Raw genomic sequence first — 10,734 nt, forward strand, 5'->3', positions numbered from 1 at the left:
AAAGTCTCACTTGTGGCACGATCCCGGCTTACGCTGTGCTCCATCCGGGCCACCAGGTGCTGACATGACCAATCCATCCCAACTCGACGCAAACATCCTCGACGACGTCGCCGATGCGCTGATCTATTCGGATCGCTCCGGCACCATCATGCGCTGGAATCGCGCATCGTTCGCACTGTTCGGCTTCTCCGCGGACGAAGCGCTGGGCCAGAATCTCGACCTGATCATTCCCGAACATCTGCGCGCCGCGCACTGGAAGGGTTTCGAGGCCGCGCTTGCCAGCGGCGCGATGAAGCTTGCGGGCAAGCCGACACTGACCCGCGCGCTGCACAAGGACGGACGCAAGCTCTACATCGAGATGACCTTTGCCCTGGTGCGGGATGCCGCTGGAGTGGTGCAGGGATCGGTGGCGATGGCGCGCGACGTCACCGAGCGCGTCGAGCGCGAGCGGGCCGCCAAGGCTTCGCAAAACTAAGCCTGCGCAAAACTAAGCCTGCGCAAACTTCGTGATGCGGAATTGGCGAGCCGGCGTGCAGGGCGCCCTGCGCGCGGCTCAGCTTGTCCGTGGCCGGCTGCAGTGACACACTCGATCAAAACAACGATCGGGAGCGAACATGACCGCCGCATCTGACCCCGCGCAGGAAGCTCAATGGAAACGCTGGCGCGCGGTTGCCGATCTCTATCACGCCTATTTCACCGGTCTGATCCTCACCGTGGTCACGCGTCGCGGCACGGCGGATGCCGCCGAGTTCGTCTTTCGCGTGTTCCGCCGCCAGCAGCAGGAGCGCTTCCTGCCGGGGCTCGAGAAGCTCGGGCTGAGCCATCTGCCGCCGGCAGTCGCCGCCGCGCAATATCACTACCTCTCGAACTGGATCGGCGGCGTGCACGTCGAATACATGTATGAGAGCGACCGCAAAGCCTGGATCCGCTATCCGCCGCCGCGCTGGATCTGGAAAGGCACTGCGATCTGCGGCGTGCCCGGCGAAGTCTCGCGCGCGATGCTGCGCGGCTGGCACGCCAACAACGGCGTGGCGCTCGGCGATACCAGATTGGGGTTCGTCTGCACCAAGCAGAGCGTCGACGGCCAGGATGGGCTCGAAGGCTACTATTACCAATATGACCAGCCCCTCGAGCTCGACCAGCGCCTCGTGTTCGCGCGGCATCTCGAAGCGCCGCTGTTCGATGCAGCCGCGGCTCCGGCCTTGCCGGTCGCAAGCTGGCCAAGACCGCGACTGGAAAAAGCCTATCGCAACTACGCCATGGAATATGTGCGAACCGCCGCGCCCGTGATGGTGCAACTGTTCGGTCCGGAGGATGCCGGCTATCTCCTGCACCTCACCGGCAAGCTGATCGGGATGCAATATTTCGATGAGGTCGCCGCCGCGCTGTCGATGGGCCGCGGCGGTGCGAGCGAATTCGCGACCTTCCTCAACGCGATGTTTGTCGCGCAGGACGATGTGGCTGAGACGACGCGATCCGAAGGCACGTTCGAAATCCGTCAGCAGAGCTGGAAATTGATGGACGGCGTCGCCGATGACCATCCTGCGTGCGCCAAAGTGCTGGCAGGGTTGTTCGAAGGGCTTGCGGCGGGCTGTGGCCGGCATATCGGCGTGCACATGCGCCCGGCCGCGGGTGGCCGGCCTCCGCTGGTCTGGACGATCGACTGACGTTACCGACCGGAATGCGCTGCCGCAGGGCACGCCTGCATCAGGCGCAGGAGGAATCGGCAATTGCCGTGCTAACAAGCTGAACCTCGCGCCTTTTGCGCGAACAAATTCATTGGCACATCCAGTCATTGCCGCGCCGCAACTGGTGCTCGCGCCCGGGAGAGGACATGTCAGACATCGCCGAAATCCCGGTCGATGAACAGGAGCGTCCGCTGCCGCCGCCTCCACGCCCCGTGAGGAGCGTGCTGATGGACGGGCCGATCCTGCGCACGCTGCTCGGGCTCGCCTGGCCCAACGTGGTCGCGCTCTCGGCCGGCACCTGCACCGTGATTGCGGAGACCTCCTATATCGGACGGCTCGGCGTGGAAGCGCTGGCCGCGATGGCGCTGGTGTTTCCGACAGTGATCCTGACCATGACCATGTCGGGCGGTGCGATGGGCGGCGCGGTGGCCTCCGCGATCGCGCGCGCGCTCGGCGCCGGCGATCGCGAGCGTGCCGGGACGCTTGCCGCGCATGCGCTGCTGATCGGCATCAGCTTCGGCCTCGTCTTCATGCTGGGCATGCTGATCTTCGGACCCAAGGTGCTTGAGATGCTCGGCGGCCGCGGCGACGTGCTGACGCATGCGATCGCGTACACCCAGGTGTTTTTCGGCGGCGCCGTGCTGCCCTGGCTGCTCAACACCATGGCCGGCGTCCTGCGCGGCACCGGCAACATGAAGCTGCCGTCGCTGTTGATCCTCAATTCTGCGGCCTGGCAGATCGTGCTCGGCGGCACGCTCGGCCTCGGCCTCGGTCCGGTGCCGCAATTCGGCATGCGCGGCGTCGCCGCCGGCGCGCTGATCGCCTATTGCATGAACATCGGCGTGATGGGCTGGTACCTGTTCTCCGGCCGCGCCCGCGTGACGCCGAAGCTGCGCGGACTTCGCATTCAATGGGCGATGTTTTTCGACATCCTCAAAGTGGGCGCCATCGCCTGCTTCTCGCCGCTGCAATCAGTGCTGACGATCTCGATTTTCACCCACATGCTTGCGAAATTCGGCACCGCGATCCTCGCCGGCTACGGCATCGGTGCGCGGCTGGAATTCCTGCTGACCTCGATCGCGTTCTCGTTCGGCATCGCCTCGGTGCCGATGATCGGCATGGCGGTCGGTGCCGGCCGCATCGCCCGCGCGCGGCGCATCGCCTGGATCGCGGCGGCGAGCGCCTTCGTTGCCGTCGGTGCACCGGCGTGTCTGGTTGCGATCTTCCCCGATCTCTGGGTCAACATCTTCACCGACAGCGCGATCGTGCGCGCCACCAGCCATCAATATCTGTCGACGGTGGCGCCGTTCTACGCCTTCATCGGCCTCGCCTCGACGATGTATTTCTCGTCGCAGGGCGCTGCGAAGGTGATCGGACCGGTGCTGGCGCAGACCGCGCGGCTGATCTACATCTCGGCGGTCGGCTGGTGGCTGTCGACGCATGATGCCACCGCGCAAAACTTCTTCTGGCTGGCGGCGAGCTCGATGGTCGTGCTTGGCCTGCTCTCGTGCTCCAGCGTGGTGCTGACGCGCTGGGGACCGCGCCAAGCCAAACCTGCGATCAGGCCCGCTCTGTCGGCAGCTGCGGACTAGCGATGCCTGTGGCGGCGATGGCCGCCACTGCCGCCGACATTGGCGAGCCGCATCAGTTGCGGAATCATCGCCATCATGTCGCCGCCACCGGCACCGCCGAGCATGCCCATGATATCGCCGCCGCCAATGCCGCCCATGCCGGTCGGCATGGTGCCGCCTCCGGCCATCGGCGCGTAGCCGCCGTAATTGGGCGCACCGAAACCGCCGCCGAGATTGCCGCCGCCGAGGCCGCCAATTCCGCCGCCGCCCATCATGCCGCCAAGACCACCACCGCCATTCTCCATCATGCGGCTCATCATCGGGCCCATGGTCTGCATCATCATGCCGAAGCGGCGCTTGCCCATCTTGGCCTTCATCATCTCCAGCATCGGCGCCATCTGGGTCATCATGTCTTCGCCGCCGGCACCTCCGCCGCCGAGGAACTGCGCCTTTGCCGGTCCGCTCGAAATCGAAAACATCAGCAGCACGGCGGCCGCCTGGCAGATCACCTTGTCCGCACCTCTCATGGCCTGCTCCTCGCGTGCGGGGCGCCGCCGGGAGAGCGGAGCCAACCGGACGCACGCCGCCATCGTTAGTGCGGACGAGGGCTGAACTCCGTGAGAAAGGTCACGCAGCCGCGGCCGGAAACGCTCGGTGTATGGCGGCGACGGCGTCCTTGGTCTGTCCCTGCACATAGGGCGCGAGCTCGTTCGGCAGCATGTCGATGATCCAGACCAGGCGGCATCTCGCCTCACCCTCGGCGATCACCCGCACCGAGGCGCTGTAATGCTTCAGGCGCTCGTTGTTGATCGCGTAGACCAGCCGCTGGCGCGCATCGTCGCAATCGACCAGCACCTCGCGCGCCACCGAGCCATTGGCGAAGGTGACGACGCGCGCATCGCCATCGAGCGTGCAGGCCGTGACGAAGCCCGGCGCCAGCCGCCGATGCAGCGCGCCGAAATCGCGCACCGCATCCCAGACGTCGTGCGCCGGGGCGGGGAGGGGAATGTCGTTGTGGATGGAGGCCATGACGGTGTCCTTGATTGCGTTAGATTTTGGTCGAGGACTCCGTCATTGCGAGCGCAGCGAAGCAATCCAGAGATGTTTCCGCGGTTGGAGTCTGGATTGCTTCGTCGCAAGGGCTCCTCGCAATGACGGAGCGTACTCACACACAAACCGCCTCGACATTGTTGCCATCGGGATCGATCAAGAACGCCGCATAGTAAGTCGGGCCGTAATCCTTGCGCGGGCCGGCGCCGCCATTGTCGCGGCCGCCGCTCTTCAAGCCCTCGCTATGGAACGCCTTGACCGAATCATGATCCCCAGCGCGAAACGCGATATGCGCGCCGTCGGCCTTGCGCCCCTTGTTCAGGTGCAGCCACAGCGCCGGCTCGCCCTTCGGCCCGAAGCCGGCATAACCATCGCCGCTCGAGCACAGGACATAGCCGAGCGGCGCCAGCACCGCGGTGTAGAAGCGCGTGGCGGCGTCGAGGTCGGCAACGCGCAATCCGATATGGTCGTACATGGTCGTCTCCATTGCCAAAGCGCGCCGCAATCGGCGCGCGCCCGGAGACGAACCTAGTCAGTTGAGGGCAAGCTGCTCTTGGAGAATCTTGCGCTCTCCCTTCGAGGCCTGACGGAACTTGGTCGGCGATACGCCGGCGGCCCGGTGGAAGGTGCGGACGAAGTTGGAGAGGTCGCCGAAGCCGACGTCATAGGCGATGTCGGTGACTGCGATGTCGTCGTCGGTCAGCAGCCGCGCTGCATGCCGCAGCCGCGAGCGCACCAGATATTGATGCGGGGTGACGCCGAGCACGGCGGAGAACAGCCGCAGGAAATGGAACGGGCTGAGGCCAGCCTGCCGCGCCGCCTGTTCGAGGTCGAGCTCGGCATGCGAATTGGCGTCGATCCACAGCGCGGCTTTCACCGCGCGGCGGCGGTCGCGTGCGGTCGGTGTCGTTGGCTTGCGCGCCTTGCCCGAGACGACATCGACGAAGCGGCCGGCGAGGATCTGCCCGACCTCGTCGAGACCGAGGTCGCTGTTGCCATCTGCCGCCGTCTGGGCGAGTTCGCCCAGCACCATCAGCTCGGGCAGCGGTGGCGTCGCGCCGACCTGCCAGACGTCTTGCCGGCCGCCGAGCGCCTCGACCAGATCCTCGCTGAGGAAAAAGGACAGGCAGACGTCGCCGGCGACATGCTCATGCGTGCAGGTGTACTCCTCGCCCGGCGCGCCGACCAGCATCGAGCCCGCGACCAGATCGAAGAAGCCGGCGCGGCAATGACAGCCAAAGCTGCCCGCGCGGACATAGGCAATGGAATGGCCGGTGCGGCACTCCGCAAACGGGCTGTCGTCCGGTCCCGCGTCGCAGCGAAACTCGGAGACGGTCATCGAGGGCGTGGTCAGCAGCGTGGTTGCATCCATCCCGCCTATCTAGGTGGGCGCTCGGGGCGGGGCAACGGGCAGCAGGACGTCGAACAGCGTCTTGCTGGCGATCGGATGGGCGCCCTCGAGCGACAGCAGCCGCCGCTTGGAGATCACCCCGCCATAGGGCGAGAGCCGGTCGGTGTAATTGCCGGCCTCCAGCACCCGGTGGCAGGGAACGATCAGCATGTAGGGATTTCTCGCGATCGCCTGTGCCACCGAATGCGCGGCGCCGGAGGCGCCCAGCGCCTTGGCGATCTCGTGATAGGTCCGCGTCTCCCCGCGCGGGATGGCGCAGGCGGCTTCATAGACCCGCCGGTTGAAACCGGGCACCCCGCTCGCGTCCAGGCTGACCTCGGAAAAATCAGCATCGCTGCCTTGCAGCAAGCCCACGATGCCCTCGATCGCGAACTCGGCGTTCGCGGACGGCCGCTGCTCGCGCGCCTCGGGATGGACCTGGAAGATCCGGCGGCGGGTGTCGATCTCCCGCGCCCCCGGCAATTGCACGGCGACGATGCCGGTGCTGCTCCAGATGATGCCGCAGCACCCTATGGTCGTGTCGAATATCGCGTAGCCACGCCCCACCATGCACACGCCCCACTCAGTGCACGTCTCCCCAGACAGATAATCATAACACCGCCACAATCGGGCGCACCCAAAATCTTGGCGGAAACTTAAGAAGGGGCGGGCGTGCTGCGCCAAAGCGCTTGGCGAGATGCGCCGTCTCGGCTAATCAGAGCGGGCGCAGGCTGCGCATCCGCGGGCGTAGTTCAATGGTAGAACGGCAGCTTCCCAAGCTGCATACGAGGGTTCGATTCCCTTCGCCCGCTCCAAGCGCATAATGGTCGAACGCACTTATCCCTACCATCGGTAGCGTATTTTTGATATAAAGCCTCAGATTGTTATCGCCGCTTGTTTTGCAAAGCAGAATTTTGCCCGCGCGTTTTTATTGATTTCAGGGGCTGAGAGGCTTCAAAATGATCTTATTCGGGCAGCTCATACCTTCACATGATGTCGTAATTCCGCTTCTTATCGACATCTTATTGACGGCGCTTCTTCTTCAACCCCTCAATCATTTCGTCGTTCACGAGTGGAGGCGAAAGCAGGAGGAGGTAAACAATAGCTTGGACACTCAAGCTAAGCGCACATATCTCGCCATCTTTTGGAATCGAGCGCCTGAGGTCGCCACGGTTGATACGGTCATAGACACCAAGTCAGCTGTAGATATCGAGTTCGATGAACTCTATCAGCGCTGGTACGGGCGAAGACGATTTGTTGCTCCGATCATAATTCTTGTTGTCATCGCTGCACTGCAGAATTTCTATCTAGGTATGAAACTCGTAGCTTTAGTGTGGGATGGCGAAGAGCTCGGTGGTGCCACCGCTGCAATTGCAGGGGCCTATACCTTTGTGACGTGGGATTTGTTCAGCCGCGTGCAGCAGCGAAACCTTGCAAGAGCGGACATCCTTCGAAATGCGCTCAGATTGGCGGTGGCTGTCCCGGTAGGCTATGCTTTCGGCTCGTTGCTGCAAAAGGGGCTTGTTCCGTTCATAGCCTTTGCGATGGGTGTTTTTCCAATCAGCACAATCGGGACAATCTTACGGCGGCTGGCCAACGACAAGCTTGGGCTCGGGCTAGGCGCTGATACCGCGCCTGATCAAGTTACAGCTCTATCGGGAGTGGATCGATCGATTGCAGATCGAATTGAAGACGCGGACATTACTACGATTCCGCAATTGGCCTGGTGCGATCCTATACAGCTTTCGGTACGGGCGAATTTGGGGTTTGACTTCGTCGTTGACATTGTTAGCCAAGCATTGGCGTGGGTTTATCTCACAGATAAGCTGCCCCCGCTGAGACCCCTCGGGCTGCGTGGGGCGTTTGAGATGAAGGTCTTGGCTGACGACCTAGTTAGTAATGTTGCAGGCACAAAGGCCAAGGCTGAGGCTGTGCTACCTCTAGCCGCAACCGCCGCAAATGTTCCCCTTCAAGGCTTCGAGTACGCGCTGAGCCAAATTGCAGGGGACCCGGCCACTCGCTTCCTCTACGACGCCTCAACGTCTAGTGCGCCAGTCTCTCGATCCGACAGCTAGAGATCACCTCCGCTAACTTATGGCCACTTACCCGCCGTATGGGACTTGGCTGCCGGCGTGGTCGAGTGCATTGCTGACGAAAGTTCTAGTATATTATCCCTTCGATTCCAGCATTCACCGTTCCCCCAGCGAAGCTGCTTCCGCCCTGCGGAAGCGGTCCGGTTGCCGGGCAGCGCTTCGGATGAAGACAATGGACCAGCAAAAGCTCGATCGCGCGATCGGTCGTCGCTTGAAGACGCTGCGGACGCAGGCCGGCATGACGTTGAACGAACTCGCAACGCGCTCCAGCGTCAGCCGGGCGATGATCGGGCGGGTGGAGCGGGCGCAGAGCAGTGCGACGGCTGCGCTGCTCAACAAGCTCTGCGCCGCGCTCGACGTGTCGCTCAGCGACGTCGTCGCGCTGGCCGAAAAGCCGCCGGAGCGGTTGGTGCGGCTCGCCGACCAGCCGCACTGGCGCGATCCCGATAGCGGCTATCGCCGCCGCCACGCTTCGCCGACGGACGCGGCGAGCGGCATCGAGATCATCGTCGTCGATTTGCCGGCGGGCGCGCGGGTGCCGTACAGCCCCTGGGGGCGCAACGCCTTCACCCAGCAGCTGCTGATGCTGGAGGGCGCGATCGCGGTGCACATCGACGCCAAGGCGGTTCGCCTGCGCGAAGGCGACTGTCTCGATTTCGACGTGATGCGCGCGGTGATCTTCGAGAACGAGACCGGACAGGACGCGCGCTACGTCATCATCACGCGCCGCGGCGCGTCCTACGGCAAGATGTGAGGCCCTGACGATGCAGATCCGCACCGGCGACACCTTTGACCCGCGCGTCGTCGCGCTGCTCGACCATCACGTCACGGCGGCGCGGGCGCAGACCGCGCCGGGCAGCGCCCATGCACTCGATCTCTCCGGGCTGCGGGCGCCTGGCATCGCGTTCTGGACTGGCTGGGACGGCGACACGCTGGTCGCCACCGGTGCGCTGAAATCGCTGTCAGCCGAGCAGGGCGAGGTGAAGTCGATGCATACGCTCCAGACCACGCGGCGGCGCGGCTTTGGCGGTGAGATGCTGCGCCACATCATCACGGCAGCCCGCGCGCGCGGCATGGCGCGGCTCAGCCTCGAGACCGGCTCGTGGGATTATTTCAAGCCGGCGCACGCGCTCTACCGGGCGCATGGCTTTGTCCTCTGCGGCCCGTTCCAAGGCTATGTCGACGATCCCAACAGCCTGTTCCTGACCCTGGATCTGTCGGCGAGCCGATAGCTCAGGAGCGCGTCTCCTCGATCCTGTCGAGCACGCGCTCGGGGGCGATGTCGCGGCTTGCCTCCTCCAGATCGCGCTTCGAATCGGGCTGGACGTCGAGCCGCTCGGCGATCTGCGTGAGGAGGCGAGCAACCTTGGTCAATTCGTGCTCGGCGAGAAGGCTGATCTGGAGATCGAGATCGGCGCGCTTGTCCGCTGCTGCACTCATGCGGTTCTGCGAGATCAGCACGAAGGTCGACAGGAAGATCGCCTCGACCGAAGCAATCATCGCCAGCACCACGAAGCTCTCGTCCCAGGCCGGGATTCCCGGCAGCCAATGCAGATTGGCGATGATCCAGAAGCCGAACACCGCGACATGGAGATAGACGAACGCCATGCTGCCGGTGAACGCCGTGATCGCATCGGCAAGTTTTTCCTGACCCCTGGCACCGCGCTGCTCGCGGCGGCGGCGCTCGACCAGGGCCTGGATGTTGCGCTCGAGCGTCGGGCTCAATCCCTCGCCGGGATCATGGGTGATATCGTTACGCACGGGGCAGCAACGGCGGACGGAAGCGGCTGTTCCTGGACTCAGCTGCCGGAAAATGCCTGTCGCCCCTCAAAATGAGTTGCGTACCTCAAAACACCTCTGCTAGCCTTCAACCATGGCCGAGACGCTCACCAAGACCGCGCTGACGCTGAAGGACATCGCCCGCCAGGCCGGCGTCAGCCTCGCGACGGTGGACCGCGTCCTGCACAATCGTCCGGGCGTGCGGCCGGATACGGTCCGGCGCGTCAAAGAGGCGATCGAGCGCAATTCGTTCCAGCCGCATGTGGCCGCCGCCGAGCTCGCCCGCGGCCGCGCCCGCCGTTTCGCCTTCGTCATGCCATCGGGACCGAACCCGTTCATGCAGCAGATCCAAGACTATCTCGGCGAGATGTCGGGCTGGTTGTCGTCCCGCCGCCTTGGCGTCGAGACGGTCGCGACCGACGTATTCGATCCGTCCGTGCTCGCGGCATCCCTGGAAGGGCTCTCGGATGATTACGACGGCATCGCCGTGGTGGCGCTGGATCATCCCGGCGTCCGCGCCGCCATCGACGATCTCGTCGATGCCGGCGCCAAGGTCGTGACGCTGGTCTCGGACGTGCCGTCGTCGCGCCGGCACCATTATGTCGGCATCGACAACATTGCCGCGGGGCGCACCGCCGGCGCGCTGGTCGGGCGGCTGGTCGGCCAAAAGTCCGGCAAGGTCGCGATCGTCGCGGGCTCGCAGGGCCTGCGCGACCATGCCGAGCGCATTTTTGGCTTCAACCAGGTGATGGCCTCTGAATTCCCCGGCCTCAGCGTGCTGCCGGTGCTCGAAGGACGCGACGAGGACGCGCGTTCGGAACAATTGTTGGCGCGGCTGTTGGGCAGGCACGCCGACATTGTGGGTCTTTATAATGTCGGCGCCGGCACGCAAGGCGTCGCCAACGCGTTGAATGAAAAGGCGTCGAGCGATGCCGGTCGCGACAAGCAGGTGGTGTTCGTCGGACACGACCTCACCGCGCTGACGCGCCGGTTGCTGCTGCAGGGCGTGATGCATGCCGCGATCTCGCAGAACCCCGGACACGAAGCGCGCGCCGCCGTGCGCGTGCTGCTCGCGCTCGCCCGTGGCGAGCCGATCTTGCGCGAACAGGAGAAGATCAGGATCGACATCGTGATGCGGGACAATCTGCCTTAGCGGCAGGTGG

General features: G+C 64.4%; 13 protein-coding genes and 1 tRNA gene. 8 read left to right on the plus strand and 6 right to left on the minus strand.

Features of this window, described 5'->3' with window-relative positions; translation table 11 throughout:
* Positions 1 to 64: 64 nt before the first annotated feature.
* The 3 genes from AC0L20_RS24180 to AC0L20_RS24190 all read left to right on the plus strand — a co-directional run bounded on the left by AC0L20_RS24180 (position 65) and on the right by AC0L20_RS24190 (position 3,280).
* Positions 65 to 475: a PAS domain-containing protein gene (locus AC0L20_RS24180; RefSeq protein WP_473292925.1), complete on the plus strand. Its 411-nt coding sequence runs from the start codon at positions 65 to 67 to the stop codon at positions 473 to 475.
* A 139-nt stretch (positions 476 to 614) separates the two neighbouring features.
* Positions 615 to 1,667, plus strand: a complete 1,053-nt coding sequence (locus AC0L20_RS24185; RefSeq protein WP_473292931.1) for a hypothetical protein — start codon at positions 615 to 617, stop codon at positions 1,665 to 1,667.
* Between the two features lie 167 nt (positions 1,668 to 1,834).
* A complete protein-coding gene (locus AC0L20_RS24190; protein ID WP_473292937.1) occupies positions 1,835 to 3,280 on the plus strand; it encodes an MATE family efflux transporter in 1,446 nt (481 codons plus the stop codon).
* Here the strand turns inward: AC0L20_RS24190 and AC0L20_RS24195 are convergent.
* The 5 genes from AC0L20_RS24195 to AC0L20_RS24215 all read right to left on the minus strand — a co-directional run bounded on the left by AC0L20_RS24195 (position 3,277) and on the right by AC0L20_RS24215 (position 6,269).
* A complete protein-coding gene (locus AC0L20_RS24195; protein ID WP_473292940.1) occupies positions 3,277 to 3,786 on the minus strand; it encodes a hypothetical protein in 510 nt (169 codons plus the stop codon). The genes AC0L20_RS24190 and AC0L20_RS24195 overlap by 4 nt on opposite strands.
* Positions 3,787 to 3,886: 100 nt before the next feature.
* The gene (locus AC0L20_RS24200; RefSeq protein ID WP_473292944.1) at positions 3,887 to 4,288 is read right to left on the minus strand and encodes an SRPBCC family protein; all 402 of its coding nucleotides are present in this window, start codon (positions 4,286 to 4,288) and stop codon (positions 3,887 to 3,889) included.
* A gap of 136 nt (positions 4,289 to 4,424) precedes the next feature.
* Positions 4,425 to 4,784 (minus strand): VOC family protein, encoded by a 360-nt coding sequence (locus AC0L20_RS24205; RefSeq protein ID WP_473292948.1) that lies wholly within the window; start codon positions 4,782 to 4,784, stop codon positions 4,425 to 4,427.
* A gap of 57 nt (positions 4,785 to 4,841) precedes the next feature.
* Entirely contained in the window at positions 4,842 to 5,681 is an 840-nt protein-coding gene (locus AC0L20_RS24210) for an AraC family transcriptional regulator (RefSeq protein WP_473292953.1), read from the minus strand.
* 9 nt (positions 5,682 to 5,690) lie between these two features.
* Entirely contained in the window at positions 5,691 to 6,269 is a 579-nt protein-coding gene (locus AC0L20_RS24215) for a methylated-DNA--[protein]-cysteine S-methyltransferase (RefSeq protein WP_473292956.1), read from the minus strand.
* 171 nt (positions 6,270 to 6,440) lie between these two features.
* Here AC0L20_RS24215 and AC0L20_RS24220 point away from each other — a divergent pair.
* The 4 genes from AC0L20_RS24220 (at position 6,441) to AC0L20_RS24235 (ending at position 9,024) form a co-directional block, all read left to right on the plus strand.
* A tRNA-Gly gene (locus AC0L20_RS24220) sits at positions 6,441 to 6,514 on the plus strand.
* A 144-nt stretch (positions 6,515 to 6,658) separates the two neighbouring features.
* Entirely contained in the window at positions 6,659 to 7,774 is a 1,116-nt protein-coding gene (locus AC0L20_RS24225; protein ID WP_473292960.1) for a hypothetical protein, read from the plus strand.
* Between the two features lie 190 nt (positions 7,775 to 7,964).
* Positions 7,965 to 8,546 (plus strand): helix-turn-helix domain-containing protein, encoded by a 582-nt coding sequence (locus tag AC0L20_RS24230; RefSeq protein ID WP_473292963.1) that lies wholly within the window; start codon positions 7,965 to 7,967, stop codon positions 8,544 to 8,546.
* A gap of 10 nt (positions 8,547 to 8,556) precedes the next feature.
* Complete coding sequence (locus tag AC0L20_RS24235) at positions 8,557 to 9,024, plus strand: GNAT family N-acetyltransferase (protein WP_473292966.1); 468 nt, start codon at positions 8,557 to 8,559, stop codon at positions 9,022 to 9,024.
* Position 9,025: 1 nt separating this feature from the next.
* Here AC0L20_RS24235 and AC0L20_RS24240 read toward each other — a convergent pair whose 3' ends face one another.
* Positions 9,026 to 9,553, minus strand: a complete 528-nt coding sequence (locus AC0L20_RS24240; RefSeq protein ID WP_473255897.1) for a DUF1003 domain-containing protein — start codon at positions 9,551 to 9,553, stop codon at positions 9,026 to 9,028.
* Positions 9,554 to 9,665: 112 nt separating this feature from the next.
* Between AC0L20_RS24240 and AC0L20_RS24245 the strand changes: the two genes are divergently transcribed.
* A complete protein-coding gene (locus tag AC0L20_RS24245; RefSeq protein WP_473292970.1) occupies positions 9,666 to 10,724 on the plus strand; it encodes a LacI family DNA-binding transcriptional regulator in 1,059 nt (352 codons plus the stop codon).
* The last annotated feature ends 10 nt before the right edge of the window (positions 10,725 to 10,734 follow it).

The sequence above is a fragment of the Bradyrhizobium sp. Kon58 genome, from assembly GCF_055807455.1.

Excerpts from the sequence above, each read along its gene's own strand:
- AC0L20_RS24190 (WP_473292937.1), top strand. The coding sequence starts at position 1,835 with ATGTCAGACATCGCCGAAATCCCGGTCGATGAACAGGAGCGTCCGCTG.
- AC0L20_RS24180 (WP_473292925.1), top strand. The coding sequence starts at position 65 with ATGACCAATCCATCCCAACTCGACGCAAACATCCTCGACGACGTCGCC.
- AC0L20_RS24185 (WP_473292931.1), top strand. The coding sequence starts at position 615 with ATGACCGCCGCATCTGACCCCGCGCAGGAAGCTCAATGGAAACGCTGG.
- AC0L20_RS24200 (WP_473292944.1), bottom strand. The coding sequence starts at position 4,288 with ATGGCCTCCATCCACAACGACATTCCCCTCCCCGCCCCGGCGCACGAC.
- AC0L20_RS24215 (WP_473292956.1), bottom strand. The coding sequence starts at position 6,269 with ATGGTGGGGCGTGGCTACGCGATATTCGACACGACCATAGGGTGCTGC.
- AC0L20_RS24225 (WP_473292960.1), top strand. The coding sequence starts at position 6,659 with ATGATCTTATTCGGGCAGCTCATACCTTCACATGATGTCGTAATTCCG.
- AC0L20_RS24230 (WP_473292963.1), top strand. The coding sequence starts at position 7,965 with ATGGACCAGCAAAAGCTCGATCGCGCGATCGGTCGTCGCTTGAAGACG.
- AC0L20_RS24195 (WP_473292940.1), bottom strand. The coding sequence starts at position 3,786 with ATGAGAGGTGCGGACAAGGTGATCTGCCAGGCGGCCGCCGTGCTGCTG.
- AC0L20_RS24210 (WP_473292953.1), bottom strand. The coding sequence starts at position 5,681 with ATGGATGCAACCACGCTGCTGACCACGCCCTCGATGACCGTCTCCGAG.
- AC0L20_RS24235 (WP_473292966.1), top strand. The coding sequence starts at position 8,557 with ATGCAGATCCGCACCGGCGACACCTTTGACCCGCGCGTCGTCGCGCTG.
- AC0L20_RS24245 (WP_473292970.1), top strand. The coding sequence starts at position 9,666 with ATGGCCGAGACGCTCACCAAGACCGCGCTGACGCTGAAGGACATCGCC.
- AC0L20_RS24205 (WP_473292948.1), bottom strand. The coding sequence starts at position 4,784 with ATGTACGACCATATCGGATTGCGCGTTGCCGACCTCGACGCCGCCACG.